Genomic DNA, 25,089 nt, shown 5'->3' with positions numbered 1-25,089 from the left:
CAGGCCAGGTCTGCCGGGCCTTCCCGGGTTATAATCTCGGACTTCCTTACGCCTCACGTCGCCTCCACGCGCGACTGTCCGAGCAATTGCACAGGCAATCGCACGCGGCATCCGGCGACACAACCGATCGACGCAACGTCAAGTCCATGGCCCACTTCTCGTGTTTCCCCGGCGCTTCGGCCCTTTCCGATTTCCGTCAAACCCGCCTGCTCGATACGTTGTCGCGCATCGACGCCAACATCGTCGGCGTGCGCGGCCAGTACCTGCACTTCGTGAACTCGCAGACGCCGCTTTCCTCGGAAGACAGCGCGAAGATCGAAGCGCTGATGCACTACGGCGACCCGTTCGACGCGGGCAAGGATAAAGGCGCCGTCGAAAGCTTTCTCGTGGTGCCGCGCTTCGGCACGGTATCGCCGTGGGCGAGCAAGGCCACGGATATCGCCCATCACTGCGGCCTCACGCACGTGCGCCGCATCGAGCGCGGCGTCGAGTACACAGTCGTGCTGAAGGGCGGCCTGCTCGGCGGCAAGAAGGCGTTGTCGGACGAGGCGCGCGCCGCTGTCGCCGCCGCGCTGCATGACCGGATGACGGAAAGCGTCGCGCCGTCGAGAGATGACGCGATGCACCTGTTCGACGAGCTGCCCGCCAAGCCGCTGCAGACGGTCGCCGTGCTGACGGACGGCCGCAAGGCGCTAGAGAAGGCGAACGCGGAACTCGGCCTCGCGCTCGCCGACGACGAAATCGACTATCTCGTCGATGCGTTCACGAAGCTCGGCCGCAATCCGACCGACGTCGAGCTGATGATGTTCGCGCAGGCCAACAGCGAGCACTGCCGCCACAAGATCTTCAACGCGAGCTGGACGATCGACGGCGAAGCGCAGGACATGTCGCTGTTCAACATGATCCGCAACACGGAAAAGCTCAATCCGCAAGGCACGATCGTCGCGTACTCGGACAACTCGTCGATCATGAAGGGGGGCTTGGCCGAGCGCTGGTTCCCGCGCAAGACGAATAGCAACGGCGAGCCCGGCGAGCGCTATGGCCGTCACGTGGAAATGACGCACACGCTGATGAAGGTCGAGACGCACAACCACCCGACGGCCATCTCGCCGTTCCCGGGCGCCGCGACGGGCGCGGGCGGCGAAATCCGCGACGAAGGCGCGACGGGCCGCGGCGCGCGTCCGAAAGCGGGCCTCACGGGCTTCACGGTGTCGAACCTCGATCTGCCCGATGCGCGCGAGCCGTGGGAAAACGCGCGCGACGCCACGCAGCCCGTCGGCCATCGCAACAGCGCCGACCAGTTCGACACATACGGCCGCCCGGACCGCATCGCGTCGCCGCTGCAGATCATGATCGACGGGCCGCTCGGCGGCGCCGCGTTCAACAACGAATTCGGCCGCCCGAACCTCGGCGGCTATTTCCGCACGTACGAGCAGAACGTCGCGGGTCGCGTGCGCGGCTATCACAAGCCGATCATGATCGCGGGCGGCCTCGGCAACATCTCCGATCAGCACACGCACAAGCACGATCTGCCCGCGGGCTCGCTGCTGATCCAGATCGGCGGTCCCGGCATGCGCATCGGCATGGGCGGCGGCGCGGCCAGCTCGATGGCGACGGGCACCAACACGGCCGAGCTCGACTTCGATTCGGTCCAGCGCGGCAACCCGGAAATCGAGCGGCGCGCGCAGGAAGTGATCAACGCGTGCTGGCAGATGGGCGAGGGCAATCCCATCCTGAGCATCCACGACGTCGGCGCGGGCGGTCTGTCGAATGCGTTTCCTGAACTGGTCGACGGCGCGGACAAGGGGGCCCTCTTCGAACTGCGCAAGGTCCAGCTCGAAGAAAGCGGGCTGTCGCCGCGCGAAATCTGGTCTAACGAAGCGCAAGAGCGCTACGTGCTCGCGATTCCGCCTTCGCGCCTCGAAGAATTCGCCGCGATCTGCGATCGTGAGCGCTGCCCGTTCGCGGTGGTCGGCACGGCCACGGCCGAGCGCCAGCTGAAGCTGATCGACACGGACAACGCCGACGACAATGCGCACCAGCCCGTCGACATGCCGATGGAAGTGCTGCTCGGCAAGCCGCCGCGCATGCACCGTGACGTGGAGCGCGTGTCGACGCCGCTGCAGCCCGTCGATGTTACGCATCTCGCACTGCATGAGGCAGCGATCAACGTGCTGCGTCATCCGACCGTGGCGAGCAAGTCGTTCCTGATCACGATCGGCGACCGCTCGGTGGGCGGCACGACGGCGCGCGACCAGATGGTCGGCCCGTGGCAGGTGCCCGTCGCCGATTGCGCGATCACTACGGTCGATTACGCGGGCTTCCGCGGCGAGGCGATGACAATGGCCGAGCGTACGCCGCTCGCCGTGATCGACGCGCCCGCATCGGGCCGCATGGCCGTCGGCGAAGTGGTGACGAACATCGCGTCGGCCCCGATCGCTTCGCTGGACAAGCTGAAGCTGTCGGCGAACTGGATGGCCGCGTGCGGCAGCCCCGGCGAAGACGCCGCGCTGTACGACACGGTGAAGGCGATCGGCATGGAGCTGTGCCCGGCGCTCGGCATCGGCATTCCCGTCGGCAAGGATTCGCTGTCGATGCGCACGAAGTGGGCCGACGGCAGCGTCGAGAAGGAAGTGATCGCGCCCGTGTCGCTGATTATCTCGGCGTTCGCGCCCGTCGAAGACGTGCGCCGCCATCTGACGCCGCAGTTGCTGAGCCAGAAGGAAGCGGGCGACACCGTGCTGATCGCGATCGACCTCGGCCGTGGCAAGCAGCGCCTGGGAGGCAGCATTCTCGCGCAGGTCACGCAGCAGGTCGGCGACACGGTGCCCGATGTCGACGATCCCGAGGACCTGAAGCGCTTCTTCGCGGCGATCCAGACGCTCAACGCGGACGGCAAGCTGCTTGCATACCACGACCGCTCGGACGGCGGCCTGTGGGCGACCGTCTGCGAAATGGCGTTCGCGGGCCACGTGGGGGTGTCGGTGAACGTCGACATGCTGACGCTCGACCCCGATCACGAATTCGACTACGGCGATGCGAAGGACTGGGCGAAGCAGACGAGCGGCCGCCGCGAAGACCGCACGATCCGCGCGCTCTTCAACGAGGAACTCGGTGCGGTGATCCAGGTGCGCGCCGCCGATCGCGACGCTGTGCTCGGCGCGCTGCGCGAGCATGGTTTGTCGGCGTGCTCGCATGTGATCGGCAAGCCGAACGAGCGCGACACGATCGAAATCTGGCGCGACGCGAAGAAAATCTACGAAGCGCCGCGCACCGAACTGCATCGCACGTGGAGCGAAGTGAGCTGGCGCATCGCGCGTCTGCGCGACAACCCCGCGTGCGCCGATGCCGAGTTCGACGCGCTGCTCGACGCTTCGGACCCCGGCATCCAGCCGCATCTGTCGTTCGATCCGGTCGAGGATGTCGCCGCGCCGTTCATCGGCAAGGGCGCGCGTCCGCGCGTCGCGATCCTGCGCGAGCAGGGCGTGAACTCGCACCTCGAGACCGCGTATGCATTCGACCGCGCGGGCTTCGATGCGCACGACGTGCACATGAGCGATCTGCTGTCGGGCCGCGCGACGCTCGCCGACTTCGCGGGCGCTGTCGCGTGCGGTGGCTTCTCGTATGGCGACGTGCTCGGCGCGGGCGAAGGCTGGGCGAAGACGATCCGCTTCAACGCGCAACTGGCCGATATGTTCGCGGCGTTCTTCGGCCGCAGCGACACGTTCGCGCTCGGCATCTGCAATGGCTGCCAGATGATGAGCAGCCTGGCGTCGATGATCCCTGGCGCGGATGCATGGCCGAAGTTCACGCGCAACAAGTCTGAGAAGTTCGAAGCGCGCTTCTCGCTGGTCGAAGTGCAGTCGTCGCCGTCGATCTTCTTCGCTGGCATGGAAGGCTCGCGCATTCCCGTTGCCGTCGCGCACGGCGAAGGCTTCGCGGACTTCTCGCAGCAGGGCGACGCGGCGCGTGTCGCCGTCGCGATGCGCTACGTCGATCATCGCGGCCAGCCGACCGAGCAGTATCCGTTCAACCCGAACGGCTCGCCTGCCGGCATCACGTCGGTCACGACGCCGGACGGCCGCTTCACCGTGCTGATGCCGCACACGGAGCGCGTGCATCGCAATGTGCAGATGAGCTGGCATCCGCAGGCGTGGAAGGACAGCGCGACGGACGGCAGCCCGTGGATGCGCGTGTTCCAGAACGCGCGCAAGTGGCTGGGCTGATATAGCGGGGGCGCGGTTCGACGGGTCAAACGGTCGAACCGCGAGTCCTTGTTTTGCCGCGATGTTCGCGACGATGCAAGCATGCTGACTGCGCGTCGACTACGAAAAAAGAAAAGCCGCCCGAGGGCGGCTTTTCCACATCTGGCTGACAGTCGACACTGCCAGCAAGCTAACGGCGACGCTTACTGAATCTTCGCCTTCGAGCGCAGGTCCTCTTCGAACGCTTGCAGCTTTTCCTGCTGCATCTGCTGCATGATCTGCTTCTTCACCTGCTCGTACGGCGGCGGCGGCGTCTCACGCACGTCGTCGACGCGGATGATGTGCCAGCCGAACTGCGTATGCACCGGCGTATCCGTCATTTGGCCTTTTTGCAGCTTTTGCGCGGCATCGGCGAATTCCGGCACGTAGGCCTTCGGGTCCGACCAGTCGAGGTCGCCGCCGTTCTTGCCCGAGCCCGGGTCCTTCGAGTACTGCTTCGCGAGGTCTTCGAAGCTCGCGCCACCCTTGATCTTTGCGATCAGATCCTTCGCCTGCTGCTCGTTGTCGACGAGGATGTGGTGCAGGTGATATTCCTTGCCGCCGATCTGTTTGACCAGTTCGTCGTATTTCGCCTTGACTTCGGCGTCAGACGGCTGGTTCTGCTTCAGGTGGTTTTCGATCAGCGCGCGCAGCACGACCGTCTGTTGTGCGACGGCGACCTGCGCCTTCACTTCGGGCTTCGACGGAATGCCTTCGCGGACTGCTTCCTGCATCAGGATTTCGCGGTTCACCAGTTCTTCGCGCACGGCCTGTTGCAGCTTCGGCGAATCCTGTTGACCCTGCTGCACGAGTTGCTGGATCAGCGCATCGGCACGCGACTTGGGAATCGGCGTGCCGTTGACGACGGCGATGTTCTGTGCGAATGCAGGCGCGGCCGCGCAAGCAGCCAGCAAGACCCAATAACGGGTTTTTTTCAAGGTCATCGGAAGTTTCCTAACGGGACAGCAAATTGAATTCTTCTGGCGTGTAAGCCGTGATGGCGAGAGCGTGAATGCCGCGTTGCATGGCATCGGCCAGCGCATCATACACCATGCGATGCCGCGCCACGCGCGCCTTGCCGGCGAAGGCGGCCGCCACGATCGTCACCGCGTAGTGGCCACCCGCCGACGCGCCGGCGTGGCCCGCATGCTGCGCGCTGTCGTCGCGCACGGTGATCGAATCGACGGGCGCGAGCGCGGCCGCGATGCGCGACTCGATCAGCGCGATGCGCTCGGCGGGGCTTGCTCGAAGGAAAACATCAGGGGAAACGTCGTCGCTCATGTCACTCTTCCTTCATATACTTCGACAACCACAGACTCTGCCCGACAATGAACACGACAAGGCAGCCAGTTGCGCCGAACAGCTTGAAGTTGACCCACGCATCGGTGGAAAAGTTGTACGCGACGAACAGGTTGAGGATGCCGAGCAGCACGAAAAACACAGCCCACACGATATTCAGCTGACCCCACACGCGATGCGGCAACTGGATCTGCTTGCCCATCATCGCTTCGATCAGATTCTTGTTGAACGCGATCGCCGATACGACCAGCACGACCGAGAACGCCCAGTAGAGCACGGTCGGCTTCCACTTGATGAAGGTGTCGTTGTGCAGCACGAGCGTCGCGCCGCCGAAAACGGTGACGATGCCGAGACTCACCCACAGCATCGGGTCGACCTTGCGGTGACGGAACGCGACCCAGGCGATCTGCACGAGCGTGGCGGCGATCGCGACGGCCGTCGCCGTGAAAATGCCCCACACCTTGTATGCAACGAAGAACAGGATGATCGGGAACAGATCGAACAGGAATTTCATTATCGGGGTCGGGAGTCCGGGGAAGTTGGGCGCATCCTGCGCGCAGTCTGTGATCGATTCGGGTGACGTGAATGGCGGCAAAGGTCAGTCCGGGCAGTCCGAAAAACGCTTGCCGTCGATCTTGTCCGCGACTGCGCGCATTGGCCCACGCTCGCACGCCCGCGGAAAAAAAAGCGGAGCGCGAGCGACGCTATCTGGCCTCGAATTGTAACGCAGCCTGGTTGATGCAGTGGCGCAAGCGGGTCGTCACGACGAGCAGCTGACTTCCAGCGACGAAGCCCAGTCGGGCGGCAGCCCCGCATACGCTTCATGTTCGGGCTGCTCGTCGAACGGATGGCGCAGCACGCGCGCAAGGCGCTCGACTTCGGAGAAGTCCTTTTCCTTGGCCTTCCGGATCGCCGTTTCAGCCAAATGATTGCGCAGCACGTATTTCGGGTTCACGCGGTTCATCGCTTCGGCGCGCGCGGCGTCGTCGCGCGTTTCGTGTGACAGGCGCGCGCGATAGTCGTTCGCCCACGCATCGAAGGAGGCGCGATCGAGAAACAGGTCGCGCACGGGTGCATCGCCGCTTGCATCGAGCTTCGACAGCTTCGACAGATTGCGGAACGTCAGCGTGAAGTCGGCGCGGTTCGCGTGCATGATTTCGAACAGCTTGTTGACGAGCGCATCATCGCCTTCGCGTTCCGTTTCGAGTCCGAGCTTCGCGCGCATCCGGGCTTCGAGCGCGGGCGCGAAACGCGTCTTGAAGCCTTCGAGCACGCGCTGCGCGTCCTGCACCGCGCGCTCGCCGCGCTGCGCTTCGTCGTAACGCTCGCCGAAGAGCGGCAGCAGGCCCTGCGCCAAACAGAAGAGGTTCCAGTACGCGATCTGCGGCTGCATCCGGTACGCGTAACGGCCCTGCGAATCCGAGTGATTGCAGATGTGATTTGCGTCGAAGCCGTCCATGAAGCCGAACGGACCATAGTCGATCGTGAGACCGAGGATCGACATGTTGTCCGTGTTCATCACCCCATGGCAAAAACCGACCGCCTGCCATTGCGGAATCAGATCGGCCGTCGACAGCACGGCTTCGTTCAGCAGCGCGAGATATGGGTCTTCGGCTTGCCTGCACGCCGGATAAAAGCGGTCGATCACGTGATCGGCCAGCGAGCGCAACGCATCGACGCGATCGTTCGCATAGAAGTGCTCGAAATGCCCGAAGCGCACGAAGCTCGGCGACACGCGCGTGACCACGGCCGCCGTTTCGATTTCTTCGCGGCGCACGGGCTGATCGGAGCCCGTCACGCAGAGCGCGCGCGTGGTCGGAATGCCGAGGTGATGCATCGCCTCGGAGCACAGATATTCGCGGATCGACGAGCGCAGCACCGCGCGGCCGTCGCCCATGCGCGAATAGGGCGTACGTCCGCCGCCTTTCAGCTGCAGCTCGAACCGTTCGCCCGCGTGCTCGACTTCACCGAGCGTGAGCGCGCGGCCATCGCCGAGCTGGCCAGCCCACACGCCGAACTGATGGCCCGAATACACCGATGCATACGGCAGCGAGTCGGACGGCCAGTCGCGCGTGGTGTTGCCCGAGAAGAACTCCGCGAAGCCCAGCGTGCCGGCGAGAGCGGGATCGAAGCCGAGCATGGCCGCGACATCGGGCGCGAAGCCGACGACATACGGCGCAGGCAACGGCGCCGCGGGCAGCCGTGTCAGAAAGACCGTGCCGAGTGCCGCGAAGCTGCCTTTACGCTGGTTGTCGATCGTGCCTGCCGCCGTCGACATGGGACCGGACAAGCCGGCCGATAGCCCTTCATTGCATGGGGAAAACGACATGTTGAGCGCCTCTTTATTAACCGATATTGTAATTGCGCGCCTGCCGCGCTGCAGGGCGCGACTCTGCGGCGCATATCGAATGCCCGCTCAATCGACGGCGCAGCCGCGGTCACGCATTTGAACGAATACACAAACAGGGAGACACCCGCGTATGACGACGCCGCTCTATGGACAGATGATGGACGTGCCGCTGACGGTCTCTTCGTTGCTCGCGCATGCGTCACGCCACTTCGGCACGACGGAGATCGTGTCGAAGCGCATCGAGGGCGACGTGCATCGCTACACGTACCGCGACTGCGAGAAGCGCGCGAAACAGCTTGCGCAGGCGCTGATCGCGCTGGGCGTCGAAATGGGCGACCGGATCGGCACGCTCGCATGGAACGGCTACCGGCATCTTGAAACGTACTTTGGCACGACAGGCTTCGGCGCCGTGTGCCACACGATCAATCCGCGCCTCTTTCCCGATCAGGTCGCATGGATCATCAATCACGCTGACGACCGCTACGTGCTGTTCGACATCACGTTTGCGCCGCTCGTCGACGTGCTCGCGCCGCAATGTCCGAACGTGCTCTGCTGGATCGCGATGACGGACGAGGCGCACATGCCGCGCATGTCGACGGCCGCATCGAGCTACGAAGCGCTGCTCGCGCAGCACGACGGCGACTTCGACTGGCCGCTCATCGACGAACGTTGCGCATCCAACCTTTGCTATACGTCGGGCACGACGGGCAATCCGAAGGGCGCGCTGTACTCGCATCGCTCGTCGGTGCTGCACGCGTTCGGCGCGTCGCTGCCGGATGCGATGGGCTTGTCCGCGCGCGATTCCGTGCTGCCCGTCGTGCCGATGTTCCATGTGAACGCGTGGGGCATTCCGCACGCCGCGCCGCTGACGGGCGCGAAGCTCGTGTTTCCGGGCAAGGATCTCGACGGCAAGTCGCTGTATGAGCTGATGGAAGCCGAGCGCGTCACGTATTCGGCAGGCGTGCCGACCGTTTGGCTCGGGCTGCTGAATCACGTGCGCGAAGCGGGCGTGCGGTTCTCGTCGCTGGAGCGCACGGTGATCGGCGGTTCCGCGTGCCCGCCCGCGATGATCAGGATGTTCCAGGACACGTATGGCGTCGAGGTGATCCACGCGTGGGGCATGACGGAGATGTCGCCGCTCGGCACGTTGTCGAAGCTCACGTGGGAGCAGACGCAGCGCTCGCCGGACGAGCAGCGCAAGCTGCGCGAAAAGCAGGGGCACGCGATGTACGGCGTCGACATGAGGATCGTCGGCGACGACGGGCGCGAACTGCCGTGGGACGGCGTCGCGTTCGGCGATCTGCACGTGCGCGGGCCGTGGGTGATCGACCGGTATTTTCGCAGCGACGCGTCGCCGCTCGTCGACGGCTGGTTCCCGACAGGCGATGTCGCGACCATCGACAAGGACAGCTTCCTGAACATCACCGATCGCAGCAAGGACGTGATCAAGTCGGGCGGGGAGTGGATCAGCTCGATCGACGTCGAGAACATCGCGATCGCGCATCCCGCCGTCGCGGAAGCGGCGTGTATCGCGTGCGCGCATCCGAAGTGGACGGAGCGGCCGCTGCTCGTCGTCGTGAAGCGCCCCGATGCCGACGTGACGCGCGACGAACTGCTCGCGTTCTACAAAGGCAAGATCGCGAAGTGGTGGATTCCCGATGACGTCGTGTTCGTCGACGAACTGCCGCACACGGCGACGGGCAAGCTGCAAAAGCTCAAGCTGCGCGAACGGTTTCGCGATCACGTGCTGCCGTCCGCGCTCGCAACCGAAAACTGCCCGCTCGACGACGAAGCGCACGCGAAAAGCGATCCGTCGTAGATCGCGGGTTAACCCCACTGCAAACGCACCTCGCTTGAATTGAACGAGCGTGCTTTTTTGTGTATTCTGCCTGCTATCGTTAAGGAACGTTAAAACAGCGGACAATGGTCCGCATGTTCCGATCATGGCCGCGTACCCGAATCGCGGCCGCATGGCATGGAGGCAGGCAGATGGCAGTGGACTACACGACATACGACGGCGTCGCCGTCATCACGCTGAACAATCCCCCCGTCAACGGCCTCGGCCTGTCGACGCGCACGGGCATCATCGAGGGCATCGACCGCGCACAGAGCGATCCCGCCATCAAGGCGATCGTGCTGACGGGCGCTGGCAAGGCATTCTCGGGCGGCGCCGATATCACCGAATTCAACACGCCTAAAGCCCTGCAGGAGCCGACGCTGATGACGGTCATCAAGGCCGTCGAAGGCAGCGCGAAGCCGGTTGTCGCCGCGATTCACAGCGTCGCGATGGGCGGCGGGCTCGAACTCGCGCTCGGCGCGCATTATCGCGTTGCGGCGCCCGGCGCGCAGATCGCATTGCCCGAAGTGAAGCTTGGCATTCTGCCGGGTGCGGGCGGCACGCAGCGTCTGCCGCGCGCACTGGGACTGGAAGCGGCGCTCAACATGATCGTATCGGGGACGCCTGTCATGTCGGAGAAGCTCGCGGGCACGGGGCTGTTCGACGAACTGGTCGAAGGCGAACTGCTTGAAAACGCGCTCGCGTTCGCGCGCAAGGTCGGCGCGCAAAGCGGTCCGCATCCGAAGATCCGCGAGCGCAAGATCGAGCATCCGAATGCGGCGGGCTTCATCCAGTTCGCGCGCAACAGCGTCGCGGCCGTCGCGAAGCAGTTCCCGGCACCGCACAAGTGCATCGACGCGATCGAAGCGGGCGTGCTGAAGGGCTTCGAGCAAGGCATGAAAGTGGAGCGCGAATGCTTTCTCGCGCTCGTGCAAACGCCCGAGAGCAAGGCGCTGCGTCACGCGTTCTTCGGCGAGCGCGCGGCGAGCAAGATTCCCGACGTGCCGTCCGATACGCCCGTGCGCGACATCAGGAAAGTGGCCGTGATCGGCGCGGGCACGATGGGCGGCGGCATTGCGATGAACTTCGTCAACGCGGGCCTGCCCGTGATGCTGCTCGAAACGAAACAGGAAGCGCTCGATCGTGGCGTCGCGACGATCCGCAAGAACTACGAGACGACCGTCAAGAAGGGCAAGCTGACGACGGAGGCGCTCGAAGCGCGCATGGCGCTGATCACGCCGACGCTCTCGTATGACGATCTCAAGGACGCCGATCTGATCATCGAAGCCGTGTTCGAAGAGCTCGGCGTGAAAGAGCAGGTGTTCGGGCGCCTCGATGAAGTCGCGAAACCGGGTGCGATCCTCGCGTCGAATACGTCGACGCTCGATCTGAACAAGATCGCTGCGTTCACGAAGCGTCCACAGGACGTGGTCGGCATGCATTTCTTCAGCCCCGCGAACGTGATGAAGCTGCTCGAAGTCGTGCGCGGCAAGGAGACCGCGAAGGACGTGCTCGCCACCGTGATGAAGGTCGCGAAGAAAATCAAAAAGACGGCGGTGGTGTCGGGCGTGTGCGATGGCTTCATCGGCAACCGGATGATCGAGCAGTACATCCGTCAGGCGCTTTTCATGCTCGAAGAAGGCGCGCTGCCCGCACAGGTCGACAAGGCGATCGAGAAGTTCGGCTTCGCGATGGGACCGTTCCGCATGAGCGATCTCGCGGGCAACGATATCGGCTGGGCGATTCGCAAGCGGCGTTATCAGGAACACCCGGAGATGCATTATTCGAAGGTCGCCGACCGTCTGTGCGAGACGGGCCGCTTCGGGCAGAAGACGGGCGGCGGCTGGTACGACTACAAGGCGGGCGACCGCAACGCGTATCCGTCGAAGCAGATCGACGAGATGATCGTCGCGTATTCGAAGGAGCTCGGTGTCGAGCGCCGCAAGATTTCCGACGATGAGATCGTCGAGCGTCTAGTGTTCGCGCTCGTCAACGAAGGCGCGAAGATTCTCGAGGAAGGCATCGCGTCGAAGGCGTCGGACATCGACATGGTCTATCTGACGGGCTACGGCTTCCCGCTGTGGCGCGGCGGTCCGATGCTCTACGCGGATACCGTCGGACTCTATAACGTCGAGCGCGCGATCCGCCGTTATGCGGCGCAAGCGAACGGCGATGCCTGGCAGCTTGCTTCGGGCATCGCCGGGCGCGCGGCGCAAGGGCGCGGGTTCAACGGCTGAACGCGAACGGGCCGCTGGCTCGATCGAAGCCATGGCGTCGAAGCAATAGCGCGGAAGGAACAGCGATGAAAAGTGCCAACGAAGTTCTGCTCGTCGTCGACGTGCAGAACGACTTCATGCCGGGTGGCGCGCTCGCGGTCGCGCGCGGCGACGAAATCGTGCCGCTCGTGAACCGGCTCGCGCGCCGTTTCAGCCACGTCGTGCTGACGCAGGACTGGCATCCGCCGTCGCATGTTTCGTTCGCGGCGAATCACGCGGGACGCCAGCCGTTCGAGACGATCACGCTGCCGTACGGCGAACAGGTGCTGTGGCCGACGCATTGCGTGCAGGACACGCCGGGCGCCGCGCTGCACGCGGACCTCGACATCCCGCATGCGCGAGCGGTGATCCGCAAGGGCCATCACGCGGACGTCGACAGCTACTCGGCGTTTCTCGAAGCAGACGGCAAGACGCCGACGGGCCTTGCCGGCTATTTGCGCGACACGGGCGTGACGCGCGTGTGGTGCTGCGGGCTCGCGACCGACTATTGCGTCGCGTGGTCCGCACTCGACGCGCGCGCGGCGGGCTTCGAGGCCGCCGTCATCGAAGACGCGACCCGCGCGATCGATCTGAACGGCTCGCTGGACAACGCGTGGCGCGACATGCGCGCCGCCGGTGTCGAGCGCGTGCAATCGGCCGACGTGCTCGCCTGAGTTGTCCGGCGCGAAAAGCGAACCTCACACACTCTTTGGAAAGTTGGAGACGTAGATGACTGATGCCGTAATCGTATCGACTGCCCGCACGGGTCTTGCCAAATCGTGGCGCGGCGCGTTCAACATGACGCATGGCGCGACGCTCGGCGGACACGTGACGAAGGCCGCCGTCGAACGCGCGAAGATCGACCCGGCGCGCGTCGAGGACGTGATCATGGGCTGTGCGAATCCCGAAGGCGCGACGGGCTCGAACATCGCGCGGCAGATCGCGTTGCGCGCCGGCCTGCCCGTGACGGTGCCCGGCATGACGGTGAACCGCTTCTGCTCGTCGGGGCTGCAGACAATCGCATCGGCCGCGCAACGCGTGATGGTCGGCGAGGGCGATGTGTTCGTCGCGGGCGGCGTCGAGTCGATCTCGTGCGTGCAGAACGAAATGAATCTGCACATGCTGCGTGAAGGCTGGCTGATGGAGCACAAGCCGGAGATCTACTGGCCGATGTTGCAGACGGCCGAAAACGTCGCGAAGCGCTACTCGATTTCGAAGGAGCGTCAGGACGAATACGGCGTGCAGTCGCAGCAGCGCGCGGCGGCGGCGCAGGAAGCAGGGCGCTTCAACGACGAGATCGTGCCGATGACGGTGCTCGCGGGCGTCGCCGACAAGGCGAGCGGGCGCATGCTCACGAAGGAGGTGACGATCGCCGCCGACGAAGGCATCCGCGCGGATACGACGCTCGAAGGCGTGTCGAAGATCCGCACGGCGGTGCCGGGCGGCGTGATCACGGCGGGCAACGCGAGCCAGTTTTCGGACGGCGCGTCGGCGTGCGTGGTGATGAACGCGAAGGTCGCGGAGCGCGAAGGCCTGCAGCCGCTGGGCATCTTCCGCGGCTTCGCGGTCGCGGGCTGCGAGCCGGACGAAATGGGCATCGGCCCTGTATTCGCTGTGCCGAAACTGCTGAAGCAGGCGGGACTCAAGGTCGACGATATCGGTCTGTGGGAGCTGAACGAAGCGTTCGCCGTGCAGGTGCTGTATTGCCGCGACAAGCTCGGTATTCCGAACGAACGCCTGAACGTCAACGGCGGCGCGATTGCCGTCGGGCATCCGTATGGCGTGTCGGGCGCGCGCCTGACGGGCCATGCGCTGATCGAAGGCAAGCGGCGCGGCGCGAAGTTCGTCGTGGTGACGATGTGCATCGGCGGCGGTCAGGGCGCGGCTGGATTGTTCGAAATCGCCTGATCGCGTTCGAATCGGCTGATGGAAAGCCTGCGTGCGAAAGCACGCGGGCTTTTTTGTTGCGCCATTTCTGTGTGTCGATGGTGCTGCGATTCGACCAAGGTTCGTCCGGCGCGCGACGATGACAACGACGACGCGGGGCAGGCACGGGAATCGCTCGCCATCGTCGACGTGCTTGCGGCTTGAAGTGGTCCATGATGCGCGTGGCGATGGCGTCGGCCGTCGTCGGAGGGCTGCGAAGTTCACCCACAAACAAGGGTGTATGGGAACAGAGTAAGGCGCTAACGCTCCAACTATGTATGGTCTACAGGTTTGCATTGGACCGGAGTAACGCGCTGAAGCGCCAACTCTGGTCGACACAGGAGGGAATCATGCGGATGCGTGTTGCTTGCGTCGCCGTTGCGGGGGCGGCGGCGCTGTCGGTCGCATCGGGTGCTGCGTCGGCGCAATCGCAGGCTTACACGAACGAGGCCGTCTATCTGTACGCCGGACCGGCGCAGGACTATCCCGTCGTCGCGCAATTGCCACCGGGGCAACCCGTGATCGTCTACGGCTGCGTGAGCGGCTATACGTGGTGCGATGTCGAGATCGCGGGCGCGCGCGGCTGGGTCTACGGCGGTTATCTGACGTATCCGTATCAGGGTGACAGCGTCCCGATCATGAATTACGGCGCAGTCATTGGTCTGCCCCTCGTCACGTTCTCGCTGGGGACGTACTGGGACCATTACTATCGCGAGCGCCCATGGTATCCGGATCGCTCGCGCTGGGAACATCATCGGCCGCCGCCACACCAGCCGCCGCCCCCGCCGCAAGGCGCGAACCGGCCGCCGCCATCGACGAATCAGCCGCCACCGTCCGAGCAAGGTCCGCGGCCACTCGGTGCCGAACATGGGCATCGAGCGGGACCGCCGCAAGGTGGCGCCCCGCCGCCAATGCAGGGCGTTGGGCCGCAACCGGCGCAGCCTCCGATGCAGGGCCAAGGCGGTGCACCACGGCCGGCGCAGCCTCCGATGCAGGGCGGTGGGCCACGGCCCCAGCAGCCTCCGATGCAGGGTGGAGGTCCGGCGGGGCCGCCGCCCGTTCAGGGTGGTGGGCATCCACAGGGCCCGCCGCCCGGCCAGGCGGTGGCGCGCCCGACCGGGCCGCCACCGGGGCAAGGGGAACACAATCTGCCGCAGCCGAGAGGCACGATACCGGGAGGCCCATCCACGACGAACCACTGAGTGTCTCGCGGCGACGAGGCGCACTCATCGGCCGCAAGTCGCGGCACGTTCACGCCGTCTTACCAGCGGCGAACGCGCCGCAGATCATGTCACCCCCGATCAGCGGGCGAGCGCGAACCCGCTATAACCGCTACAGCCCGCTCATGTTGCCCATCGGCAGCGACAACGTGCCCTGATCGATGAAGCGCGTGCCGCCCGCGATGCCGCCTGCCAGGCGTCCACGCAGAACGTAGGGCAGGTTGCCTGTCTGCGCGCTGTCGGCGAAGGCGAACGCCTGACGCACGGCGGCGAACGCGGGCACCGTCAACGGCACGCTGATCACTGTTTCGCCGAAACGCGGCACGGTGCCCGCCTCATCGCTGACGCCGCTCGCGAAGGGCTTGCCGTTGAGATCGAGTTCGACGGAAACGCCGTTGTAACCGATGGGTGTGTCGTTCGGGTTCTGCACGCGCAGTTTCAGATTGAAGCGCAATTCCATGCCCTGGCCCGCGAGCGGTTCGATGCCGGCGACGTTCACGCGCAACGGATCGTGGCCGAACATGCCCGCGCAGCCGGCTACCGACAGCATCGCGACGACGAAGAACACCACGCGAAGGGAGCGCAAGACGCGCTGAATGGCCATGTCATGCACCTCATGAAGTAAGCACGCGAAACGGCGTGCATCAGATGAATTCTAGCGGGGCGCAGGGCGGGCGGCGCGCTCGTGCGAGCGCAACGCCGAGTGAAGCGGCGAGCGAGACAACGCCCCCAGCGCGCCCACTTTTCCAATCGCCGCGGCGATGAGACAATCGCGCCGCCCGTCGCGCGCCCTGTCTCGCGCGACCGGTCTCTCGCCGAAGGCGGTGCCCACGAACGACGCCGTCACCACACGTTTTGCCATACCGCCCGGCTCATCTCGAGTGCAACGATCCGCATGAAACCAAAAATGGAAACCATCGTCCTCGCCGCCGATCTCGCCGGCACGTTCATCTTCGCGATCGAGGGCGCGGTGGCGGCGATGCACAGCGGCCTCGATCTGCTCGGCGTGATGGTGATTGCATTCGTCGCGTCGCTCGGCGGCGGCGTGACGCGCGATCTGCTGATCGGCGCGAGCCCGCCGAATGCGATTCGCGACTGGCGCTATCCGGCGCTGACCTTCGTCGCCGGCCTGCTCACTTTCGTCTTTCATTTCGAAGCCGAAGGCTTTCCCGCGTTCTGGCTCATGGTGCTCGACGCAGCGGGGCTGGCGCTGTTCGCGGTCGCGGGCGTCGAGAAGGCGATGCTGTTCGGAATCCGGCCGTTCGTCGCGGCGCTGATGGGCGCGGTGACGGGCGTCGGCGGCGGCGTCATCCGGGATGTGCTGCTCGCGCGCATCCCGTCCGTGCTCGTCGCCGATATCTATGCGACGGCGGCGTTCTTCGGCGCGGTTGTCGTGCTGATCGGGCGTCGCCTGGGGCTGTCTCCCGCGATGGCGGGCGTGATGGGCGGCGGTGCATGCTTCGTGCTGCGCGTGGTCGCGGCCACGCATGGATGGCATCTCCCGCGCGCGAGGATATGAGCGCACTCTGCACGACCGACGCGCATCGCAGGCGTCAATCGCAGGCGTCTCGCACCGGCGTCATCGGTGGCGCAGCGAGCGCATTGGTCGATGCCCTTACGCGCTGCGCCTTCGGGCTATCTCGACGCGCGCCTACTTCAATCCGCCGACGATTCGTTCCATCTCCTCTTCGCCGAACGCGCGCATGGTCGCCGTGCGGACGTTGCCGAGCGCCGCGAGCGCGAGGCCGAGGCGGGTCGTGGTTTCGTCGTCGGGCGAGTCGAACGAGATCACCAGGTCGTACGCGCCCAGCGTCCAGTTCACGGTGCCGATCGTTACGCCCATTGCCTTGCTGGTTTCGCGGAATGCGCGCGAGCGGTTGACTGTGTCTTTCGCGGTGCGCACGCCCTGATCGGTCCAGTTGGCGAGCATGATGTAAGTGGCCATGTTGTCCTCGTGACGGGAAAGGGGAGCAGCCGCGCGCGGGCCGCTATGGCGTTCGAAACGAATGGACGAACGCGGCACGGCGCGCGGGCCGTTTTCTATGCGTGCATAAGGACGCAAAGAGGAAGGAATACAAGGCGGCCGCAGCGCGAGAGGATGGGCGAAGGCCGCGGGTCGTTGATGCCCGATTTCGCGTTGCGCGCTGTTTTCGACTGCTGTGAGATTGCGTTGCGACTGCCTTGCGGATGCCGCGCACGGCCGGGCTGACTGCCTGAAAAGTATAGGCGACGCGGCGCTTCCGAAAGAGCCAATTGCAAGCGCCGATGTGCTTTTGTCCTATGCCGTGCGGCCCGATCGATGCATCCGCACAGTGCGGGTATCATCTGACGACGCGGCTTTCATGCAATGCAGTCAACACCAAAGGTGAACCCTTGATTCGTCATATCGTGATGTGGAAGCTCAAAGCGGCAGAAGGCGCGACGCGCGAACAGAACGCGCTGCTGCTGAAGGAAAAACTCGAGGCATGCCGCGATGCCGTGCCGGGCATCGTGCGACTCGAAGTGGGCATCGCGACGCCTGGGCTCGCTTCGACCTGTGACGTCGTGCTCGTCTGCGACTTCACCGACAAGGCGGCCCTCGACGCGTATCAGGTTCATCCCGCGCACCAGCTCGTGAAGACCTTTCTTGCGCCCATCCGCGAATCGCGCGAGGCCGTCGACTACGAAATCTGAATACCGATGACCCATCAACCCAATCACCTGATGATCGAGAGTCCGTTCATCGATCATCTCGGCGCGCAACTCGTGTCGGCAACGGATGGCGCATGCGAAGTCGTGCTGACGCTGCGTCCCGAGCATCTGAACACATGGGCCGTCGCGCACGGCGGCATCACGATGACGCTCGCCGATTGCGCGCTGGCAATGGCCGCGCGCAGTCTCGCCGCGGACGGCATCGGCGTCGTGACCGTCGAAATGAAAGTGAACTTCATGCAGCCCGGCAGCGGCGAGTTGCGCGCGACAGCCCGCGTGCTGCACCGCTCGACCACGATGGCCTATTGCGAAGGCGAGATTCGCGACAGCGAAGGCCACTTCGTCGCGAAGGCGCTCGGCACGTTCAAGTACATGCGGCGGCTCGCCGTCGGCCGCGAGGTCAGGCAGCAGCGGCTGCGCAGCGATCCATCCGCGAGACCCGGGCCCAGCGACGGCTGAATGCTCGGCCCGCCGCTTGCATCGATGGTCGAACAATCTACGGAGACACCCGTCATGGCCGAAGTCAATCGTCAGATCCTCCTTGTGTCGCGTCCGCAAGGCGCGGCATCCACGGACAATTTCAAGCTCGTCGAAACGCCGCTTGCGCCGCTCGCCGACGGCGAGGTGCGCGTGCGCAATCACTATCTGTCGCTCGATCCGTACATGCGCGGCCGCATGAACGACACGAAATCGTACGCAGCGCCCCAGCCGTTGAACGAAGTGATGATCGGCGGCACGGCGGGTGAAGTGGTCGAGTCGAAGAACGCGGCGTTCAAGGCCGGCGACAAGGTGGTCGGGATGTTCGGCTGGCAGGAGTTCGGCACATCGGATGGCAAAGGCTTGCAGAAGGTCGACGACACCCACGTGCCGCTCTCCGCGTATCTCGGGCCCGTCGGCATGCCGGGCGCGACGGGCTGGTACGGCCTCAACAGGATCATCGCACCAAAGGCGGGCGAGACGGTCGTCGTCAGCGCGGCGAGCGGGGCTGTCGGCAGCGTCGTCGGGCAACTGGCGAAGCTCGCGGGCGCGCGCGCCGTCGGCATTGCGGGCGGCGCGGAGAAATGCCGCTATGTGGTCGAGACGCTCGGCTTCGATGCGTGCGTCGACTACAAGGCGGGCAACCTCTATCAGGACCTGAAGGCGGCGACGCCAACCGGCGTGGACGGCTGCTTCGAGAACGTCGGCGGCGACGGACTCGACGCGACGCTCGCGCGGATGAACGCGTTCGGCCGCATCGCGGTGTGTGGCTATATCGCCGGTTACGACGGCGTGCCCGTGCCGCTCAAGCACCCGTCGTTGATCCTCACGCAGCGTCTGCTCGTGCAGGGCTTCATCATCACCGAACACCTGGACGTGTGGCCCGTTGCGCTGAAGGAGCTGGGCACGCTCGTCGCGCAAAAAAAGCTGCACTATCGCGAGTCGATTGCGCACGGACTGGAGAATGCGCCCGAAGCGTTTCTCGGCATGCTCAAGGGGCGCAACTTCGGCAAGCAGCTCGTCAAGCTGATCTGAGCGCGCGGGCGTCGTCGGATACTCAGTACGCACAATGGTCCACTAAGGGAGTCTGCATGTTCCAGTTCGACGGCAAGGTCGCCGTTATCACGGGCGCTGCGAGCGGCTTTGGCCGCGCGTTCGCGGAAAAGGGCGCGTCGCTCGGCATGAAGCTCGTGCTCGCGGATGTCGATGCGGGCGCGCTCGCGCAAGCGGTCGACGCGCTGCGCGCGTCGGGTGCCGAGGTCGTCGGCGTGACCACGGACGTCTCCGATGGCGCGCAGGTTCAGGCGCTGGCGGATGCCTCGCTCGCAGCCTTCGGCAAGGTCCATCTGCTCTTCAACAACGCGGGCGTCGGCGCGGGCGGCTTCTTGTGGGAAAGCTCGGCGAACGACTGGGACTGGGTGTTCGGCGTCAACGTGATGGGCGTCGCGCATGGCGTGCGCGTGTTCACGCCGATCATGCTCGCGCAGAACGAGCCCGCGCATATCGTCAATACGGCGTCGGTGGCGGGCTTGCTGTCGCCGCCGTCGATGGGCATCTACAACGCGTCGAAGCACGCGGTGGTGTCGCTGACGGAGACGCTGTATCACGATCTGCAGAATGCGGGCGGCCAGGTAAGTTGCTCGCTGCTGTGTCCCGCGTTCGTGCCGACGGGCATCGCGGACGCCGAGCGCACACGTCCCGACTCGTTGCGCAACGGCGCGCAACCGACGCGCTCGCAACAGGCCGCCGACAAGCAGCTACAGCGCGCCGTGCGTTCCGGCAAGCTGAGCGCGGCGGATGTCGCGAGCCTGACGTTCGACGCGATCGCCGGGCGGCGTTTCTATATCCTCACGCATCCCGCGATTCTCGCGACCGTGCGGCTGCGCCACGAGGATATCGAGCAGCAGCGCAATCCGACCGATCCGCTGTCGCTGAAGCCCGAGGTCAAGGAAGCACGTTAGCGCGCGTGACCGATACGGGTGACACGAGCGCTGCCTGGCATCGCGTGGCATCATACGGCGCTCACTCAACCGACGGGCGCTCATGCGCTGCCGACCGAACATGCCGTTGAACCCGAAGATCGAGCAGGTGCTCGACATGATCGCGCGCGCGAAGCGCCCCGCGTATCACGATCTGACCGCGCAGGAAGCGCGCGCGTCATACGAAAAGAGCGCGCCGATACTCGAAGTGCCTGCCGCGCCGATGTTTTCCGTCGAGGACATCGACGTGCCGATGCGCGACGGCGTGCCGATCCGCGTGCGTCTCTATCATCCCGCCGAGCCGCAATGGGCGAACCCCGCGCCCGCGCTCGTCTACTATCACGGCGGCGGCTTCACGGTCGGCAGCGTGAACACGCACGATGCGATCTGCCGGATGTTCGCGCGCGACGCGCAGTGCGTCGTGATGTCGGTCGATTACCGGCTTGCGCCCGAGCACAAGTTTCCAACGGCCGTCGACGATGCGTTCGACGCGCTCAATTGGCTGCAGGAGAACGCGGCGCTCTACGGCATCGACGCACGCCGCATCGCCGTCGGCGGCGATAGCGCGGGTGGCACGCTCGCCACCGTCTGCGCGGTGCTCGCGCGGGACGCGGATATCGAACTCGCGCTGCAACTGCTGATCTATCCGGGCACGACGGGGCATCAGCAGACCGATTCGCACGAACGCCTCTCGGACGGCTATCTGCTGTCCGGCGACACGATTCAATGGTTCTTCGAGCAATACGTGCGCAACGACGACGACCGTCACGACTGGCGTTTCGCGCCGCTCGACGGCACGCGAGGCGCGCCGGATTTTCATCGCGTGGCGCCTGCGTGGATCGCGACGGCCGAATACGATCCGTTGAGCGACGAAGGCGAGGCGTACGCGCACAAGCTGCGCGAGGCGGGCAATGCCGTCGCGTTCAAGTGCTACGCCGGCATGATCCACGAGTTCTTCAAGATGGGCGGCTACGTGCCCGACGTCGCCCGCGCGCATGCGGACGCGGCGGCGGCATTGCGCGCCGCATTCGGCGTCGAATAGGGAGCGTGCTCTGTGGCGCGGCTTTGCGTTACGCGATGTCGAACGTGAAGCAGCGCTCGTAATCGCCGGGGCGTGCCACGCGGTGCGAACCGTTGTCGTCGCTGCGCTCGAGCGCCGACACGCTGAGGCTCCCGTCCTGAGCGAGCACCCGCAACGCCGTAGTGCCCCGCGTGCCGTAGTCTGGCGTATCGATGAAGGCCGCCGACAGCGCGCGTTCGCGCTCGAGCGAAATGCCCGTCGCCGGCAGTTCGTCGTCGCGCGCGACGCGCGGATCGCGCATCAGGCCGACCAGCGTCGCGAGCGGCGCGCGTGCATCGCCGGCGAGCACCTGCGCGAGTTCGGCGCGCTTGTGCACGAGCTTCGGCCACGGCGTGTCGAGCACCGCGTTCGAGATGCCGTGCGTGCCCGGCGCGAGCAGCGTCGGCGCGGCGGGCGAGCGGTTGCAGTACCACGCCAGTTCGCGCCGCGTCCAGTCGCCCACCAGCAGATTGAAGCCGTTATACATGTCGCCGTCTTGCGCGACTTGCAGCAGATAGTCGAGCGGCGGCGTGCCGCTTTCGATGCCGTGGCCGTTCGAGAGCCAGTTGCTGACCAGCGTGCCGCGCGTCGGCGCGTCGGCGCGCATCTCGCTCGGCGCGCGATAGTTGGTGAGCGCGGCGAAGCGTCCGTCGCGCGTCATCCCGAGCCACGTGCCGCCGCCGACGAGATCGCGTCCCGCCAGCAGATTGGGCGCATCGTCCCACCAGTGCATCGGCTCGGCTGTGCGCTTCAGGAATTCGTCGCGATTCGCGGCGAGCGTGAACAGCGGACCGTCGGACGCATCGGGGCGCCAGTCGAACACGATCAGACACATCGGAAAAGGTCTACGTAACGAGAGTGCGTGAATACGGCGGGGACGCGCCGCGCCCGAACAAAAAGGCGCGGCGCACGGGCATGCAGGCGTTGCTGTCGCTCAGATTTCCGCCGGCAGCGCGTAAGGCAACGGCAGGAAAGCGAGCGCCGGACCGTCCGCCGAGCCCAGATGCACGGTGCCGTTTTCGAGTGCGGTCAGCTTGATCTCGACGAGCGCATCGACACCGCCGTCGGGCGCCGCCGCCGTGTTGACGAGCATTCCGCACGGCTGGCCCGGATCGTCCGAATGGAACAGTTCCGCGCCCGGCACGACGCTTTCCGTTTCGCCCGCGACGTTCGCGAGCGCCATGCGCCGTTTGATCGTGCCGCGATACTGGCTGCGCGCGACCACTTCCTGGCCCGGATAGCAGCCCTTGCGGAAATTGACGCCGCCGAGCACGTCGAAGTTGACCATCTGCGGGACGAACTGCTCGGTCACGCGCTGCGTGATGCGCGGCTCGCCCGCGCGGATGTCGAGCCAGTCCCACACGGCAGGCGACACGCGCGCGAGCTTCGCTTCGAGCGCAGGCAGGCGCGCTTCGACTTCGGCAATCGGGCCGACCCACACGTAGCGCAGGCGTCCCGCCGCATCCGGCACGCGCACGAGCGAGCCCGCCGGGCCGTCGACCTTCACGTGCACGCCATCGGGAATCGCGTCGAACACGCCGGAGAGCGCAGCGCGCACGTCACCGGCGAGGCCGATCGCGAGCGTGTCGTCCGTCGCGTCGGACAGCTTCGCTTTCGCGCGCAGCACGAACATCGACAGACGCTTGTGCACGGCGGCCTGCACGTCCTTCGATACCAGCATCCGGATCGTCTCGCCGCTGCACCACATGAGGAACGACGCGAGCAGGCGGCCTTTCGCCGAGCAATAGCCGGCAAGGCGCGCGCTGGCCGCATCGAGATGCTGTGTGTCGTTGGTCAGCTGCGAATGCAGGAATGAGGCGGCGTCGTCGCCCTTCGTATCGATCACGCCGAACTGCGGCAGCGGCATGAAAGCGCCGCGCGAGAGCACGGCGTCGAACTCGTCGCGCGCGGGTCGCGGGAACACGGGAAGCGAAACGGGGGCGGGGACAGCGGTGCCGGTGGCTGCGAGCGGTGCGTTCATGGATTCGGAGAACAGTCAAATCTGACTTTGGCGGAGGCAAGCAAGTATTATATTGGCTTCACTCCAGCCATGTTTCGCATGACCTTTTTGAAGAAATGTCTCATCGCCTGCGTCGTGCTCGCGATGCTGACCGTCGCCGCGGCCTTCGGCGCGTACCACTGGGCCACCACACCCGTCCAACTCGCCACCCCGCAACTCGACGTCACGATCAAGCCGCACAGCAGCCTGCGCAGCGTCACGGCGCAGCTCAACCGGGGCGGCGTGCCCGTCGAGCCTGAGCTTTTCGTCATCATGACGCGCGTGCTCGGCCTGCAGACGGCGCTCAAATCGGGCAACTACGAATTCAAGCAGGGCATCACGCCGTACGAGGTACTGCAAAAAATCGCGCGCGGCGACGTCAACGAGTATGTCGCGACGATCATCGAAGGGTGGACGTTCAGGCACATGCGCACCGAACTCGATTCGAATCCGGCGCTGAAGCACGACACGGCGACCATGTCCGATGCCGACATCCTGAAAGCAATCGGCGCACCGGAAACGCCGACGGGCAAGGGCGAAGGGCTGTTCTTCCCCGATACCTACCTGTTCGACAAGGACACGAGCGATCTCGACGTCTATCGCCGCGCATACCGGCTGATGAAGCTGCGCATCGACGAAGCGTGGGCCGGGCGCGCGCCGGGCCTGCCGTACAAGACGCCGTATGAGGCGCTGACGATGGCGTCGATCGTCGAAAAGGAAACGGGCAAGGCCTCCGACCGGGCGATGGTCGCGGGCGTGTTCGCGAACCGCCTGCGCGCGGGCATGCCGCTGCAGACCGACCCGACCGTCATCTACGGAATGGGCGACAGCTACACGGGCCATCTGCGCAAAAAGGACCTGCAGACGGACACTCCCTACAATACCTACACGCGGATGGGTCTGCCGCCTTCGCCGATCGCGCTGCCGGGCGTCGCGTCGCTGCAGGCCGCGCTCAACCCCGCGCCGACCAGCGCGCTGTATTTCGTCTCGCGCGGCGACGGCAGCAGCATTTTTTCTGACACGCTCGGCGATCACAACAAGGCCGTCGACAAATACATTCGAGGGCAATGATGGCGCGGGGCAAATTCATCACGTTCGAGGGCATCGACGGCGCGGGCAAGACCACGCATTTAGGCTGGTTCCGCGACAGGCTCGAGCAGAAGGTCGCGGCGACGGGCCGTTCCGTCGTCATGACGCGCGAGCCGGGTGGCACGCAGCTCGGCGAAACACTGCGCGACATCCTGCTGCATCAGACGATGGATCTCGAAACCGAGGCGCTGCTGATGTTCGCGGCGCGCCGCGAGCATCTCGCCCAGGTGATCGAGCCGGCGCTCGCGCGTGGCGACTGGGTGCTGTCCGACCGCTTCACCGATGCGACATTCGCGTATCAGGGCGGCGGACGTGGCCTGCCGCGCGACAAGCTGGAGACGCTCGAACGCTGGGTACAGGGCGGTTTCCAGCCGGACCTGACAGTGCTGTTCGACGTGCCGCCCGATACGGCCAGCGAACGCCGCAGCGCGGCGCGCGCCCCGGACCGCTTCGAGAGCGAATCCGACGCGTTCTTCACCCGCACGCGCGCCGAATATCTGCGCCGCGCCGAGGAAGCGCCTTATCGATTCGCTATCATCGACTCGACGCGCAGCATCGCTGAAATTCAGAAGCAACTTGAAAAATTGATTGTATCGCTTTGATTTTAAAGCGTTATAGGAATTTCGTATGGCCGACTGAAATATTCGGCCGATACATGAAAAA

General features: G+C 65.3%; 22 protein-coding genes. 14 read left to right on the top strand and 8 right to left on the bottom strand.

Annotated features, from left to right (window positions below; genetic code table 11):
- Positions 1-146: 146 nt before the first annotated feature.
- On the top strand, positions 147-4,226 hold the full coding sequence (purL, locus tag BN2476_RS19145) for a phosphoribosylformylglycinamidine synthase (RefSeq protein ID WP_087735741.1): 4,080 nt from the start codon (positions 147-149) through the stop codon (positions 4,224-4,226).
- Positions 4,227-4,408: 182 nt separating this feature from the next.
- Here the strand turns inward: purL and BN2476_RS19140 are convergent, their stop codons facing one another.
- From BN2476_RS19140 to BN2476_RS19125, 4 genes are all read right to left on the bottom strand, one after another.
- Positions 4,409-5,188, bottom strand: a complete 780-nt coding sequence (locus tag BN2476_RS19140) for a peptidylprolyl isomerase (protein ID WP_087735740.1) — start codon at positions 5,186-5,188, stop codon at positions 4,409-4,411.
- A gap of 10 nt (positions 5,189-5,198) precedes the next feature.
- Entirely contained in the window at positions 5,199-5,525 is a 327-nt protein-coding gene (locus BN2476_RS19135; protein WP_087735739.1) for a BolA family protein, read from the bottom strand.
- A 1-nt stretch (position 5,526) separates the two neighbouring features.
- A complete protein-coding gene (locus BN2476_RS19130) occupies positions 5,527-6,057 on the bottom strand; it encodes a septation protein A (protein WP_087735738.1) in 531 nt (176 codons plus the stop codon).
- A 246-nt stretch (positions 6,058-6,303) separates the two neighbouring features.
- A complete protein-coding gene (locus tag BN2476_RS19125) occupies positions 6,304-7,821 on the bottom strand; it encodes a protein adenylyltransferase SelO (protein ID WP_500043839.1) in 1,518 nt (505 codons plus the stop codon).
- Between the two features lie 202 nt (positions 7,822-8,023).
- Here BN2476_RS19125 and BN2476_RS19120 point away from each other — a divergent pair, with 202 nt between their 5' ends.
- The 5 genes from BN2476_RS19120 to BN2476_RS19100 all read left to right on the top strand — a co-directional run bounded on the left by BN2476_RS19120 (position 8,024) and on the right by BN2476_RS19100 (position 15,113).
- Positions 8,024-9,712 carry a 3-(methylthio)propionyl-CoA ligase gene (locus BN2476_RS19120; RefSeq protein WP_087735736.1) on the top strand — a complete coding sequence of 563 codons (1,689 nt, stop codon included), beginning with the start codon at positions 8,024-8,026 and terminating at the stop codon, positions 9,710-9,712.
- A gap of 170 nt (positions 9,713-9,882) precedes the next feature.
- On the top strand, positions 9,883-11,967 hold the full coding sequence (locus BN2476_RS19115; RefSeq protein ID WP_087735735.1) for a 3-hydroxyacyl-CoA dehydrogenase NAD-binding domain-containing protein: 2,085 nt from the start codon (positions 9,883-9,885) through the stop codon (positions 11,965-11,967).
- 65 nt (positions 11,968-12,032) lie between these two features.
- Positions 12,033-12,659 carry a bifunctional nicotinamidase/pyrazinamidase gene (gene pncA, locus BN2476_RS19110; protein ID WP_087735734.1) on the top strand — a complete coding sequence of 209 codons (627 nt, stop codon included), beginning with the start codon at positions 12,033-12,035 and terminating at the stop codon, positions 12,657-12,659.
- 55 nt (positions 12,660-12,714) lie between these two features.
- Positions 12,715-13,893 (top strand): acetyl-CoA C-acyltransferase, encoded by a 1,179-nt coding sequence (locus tag BN2476_RS19105; RefSeq protein ID WP_087735733.1) that lies wholly within the window; start codon positions 12,715-12,717, stop codon positions 13,891-13,893.
- A 368-nt stretch (positions 13,894-14,261) separates the two neighbouring features.
- Positions 14,262-15,113: an SH3 domain-containing protein gene (locus tag BN2476_RS19100; RefSeq protein WP_087735732.1), complete on the top strand. Its 852-nt coding sequence runs from the start codon at positions 14,262-14,264 to the stop codon at positions 15,111-15,113.
- 130 nt (positions 15,114-15,243) lie between these two features.
- Here the strand turns inward: BN2476_RS19100 and BN2476_RS19095 are convergent, their stop codons facing one another.
- Positions 15,244-15,735 (bottom strand): LEA/WHy family protein, encoded by a 492-nt coding sequence (locus BN2476_RS19095; protein ID WP_087735731.1) that lies wholly within the window; start codon positions 15,733-15,735, stop codon positions 15,244-15,246.
- Positions 15,736-16,026: 291 nt separating this feature from the next.
- Between BN2476_RS19095 and BN2476_RS19085 the strand changes: the two genes are divergently transcribed.
- Positions 16,027-16,650 (top strand): trimeric intracellular cation channel family protein, encoded by a 624-nt coding sequence (locus tag BN2476_RS19085; protein WP_087735729.1) that lies wholly within the window; start codon positions 16,027-16,029, stop codon positions 16,648-16,650.
- A 132-nt stretch (positions 16,651-16,782) separates the two neighbouring features.
- Here the strand turns inward: BN2476_RS19085 and BN2476_RS19080 are convergent, their stop codons facing one another.
- On the bottom strand, positions 16,783-17,076 hold the full coding sequence (locus BN2476_RS19080; RefSeq protein ID WP_087735728.1) for a GYD domain-containing protein: 294 nt from the start codon (positions 17,074-17,076) through the stop codon (positions 16,783-16,785).
- Positions 17,077-17,504: 428 nt separating this feature from the next.
- Here BN2476_RS19080 and BN2476_RS19075 point away from each other — a divergent pair, with 428 nt between their 5' ends.
- The 5 genes from BN2476_RS19075 (at position 17,505) to BN2476_RS19055 (ending at position 21,320) form a co-directional block, all read left to right on the top strand.
- Positions 17,505-17,804, top strand: a complete 300-nt coding sequence (locus BN2476_RS19075; protein WP_162497883.1) for a Dabb family protein — start codon at positions 17,505-17,507, stop codon at positions 17,802-17,804.
- Positions 17,805-17,834: 30 nt separating this feature from the next.
- Positions 17,835-18,281 carry a PaaI family thioesterase gene (locus BN2476_RS19070; RefSeq protein WP_087735727.1) on the top strand — a complete coding sequence of 149 codons (447 nt, stop codon included), beginning with the start codon at positions 17,835-17,837 and terminating at the stop codon, positions 18,279-18,281.
- Positions 18,282-18,335: 54 nt separating this feature from the next.
- Entirely contained in the window at positions 18,336-19,334 is a 999-nt protein-coding gene (locus tag BN2476_RS19065) for an NADP-dependent oxidoreductase (RefSeq protein ID WP_087735955.1), read from the top strand.
- Between the two features lie 56 nt (positions 19,335-19,390).
- Positions 19,391-20,260, top strand: a complete 870-nt coding sequence (locus tag BN2476_RS19060; protein WP_087735726.1) for an SDR family oxidoreductase — start codon at positions 19,391-19,393, stop codon at positions 20,258-20,260.
- Positions 20,261-20,360: 100 nt separating this feature from the next.
- A complete protein-coding gene (locus BN2476_RS19055) occupies positions 20,361-21,320 on the top strand; it encodes an alpha/beta hydrolase (RefSeq protein WP_087735954.1) in 960 nt (319 codons plus the stop codon).
- 28 nt (positions 21,321-21,348) lie between these two features.
- On the opposite strand, the gene BN2476_RS19050 is transcribed toward BN2476_RS19055, so the two are convergent.
- Both BN2476_RS19050 and ygfZ read right to left on the bottom strand, forming a co-directional pair.
- Complete coding sequence (locus BN2476_RS19050) at positions 21,349-22,173, bottom strand: NRDE family protein (protein WP_087735725.1); 825 nt, start codon at positions 22,171-22,173, stop codon at positions 21,349-21,351.
- 99 nt (positions 22,174-22,272) lie between these two features.
- Positions 22,273-23,319, bottom strand: a complete 1,047-nt coding sequence (gene ygfZ / locus BN2476_RS19045) for a CAF17-like 4Fe-4S cluster assembly/insertion protein YgfZ (protein WP_087735724.1) — start codon at positions 23,317-23,319, stop codon at positions 22,273-22,275.
- 78 nt (positions 23,320-23,397) lie between these two features.
- Between ygfZ and mltG the strand changes: the two genes are divergently transcribed.
- Positions 23,398-24,408: an endolytic transglycosylase MltG gene (mltG, locus tag BN2476_RS19040; RefSeq protein ID WP_087735953.1), complete on the top strand. Its 1,011-nt coding sequence runs from the start codon at positions 23,398-23,400 to the stop codon at positions 24,406-24,408.
- The gene (tmk, locus tag BN2476_RS19035; protein ID WP_087735723.1) at positions 24,408-25,028 is read left to right on the top strand and encodes a dTMP kinase; all 621 of its coding nucleotides are present in this window, start codon (positions 24,408-24,410) and stop codon (positions 25,026-25,028) included. Before mltG ends, tmk begins: the two co-directional genes overlap by 1 nt.
- Positions 25,029-25,089: the final 61 nt, after the last annotated feature.

The sequence above is a fragment of the Paraburkholderia piptadeniae genome (assembly GCF_900007165.1).
Lineage (GTDB): Bacteria > Pseudomonadota > Gammaproteobacteria > Burkholderiales > Burkholderiaceae > Paraburkholderia > Paraburkholderia piptadeniae.
This window is presented reverse-complemented; position numbering and strand designations above follow the sequence as displayed.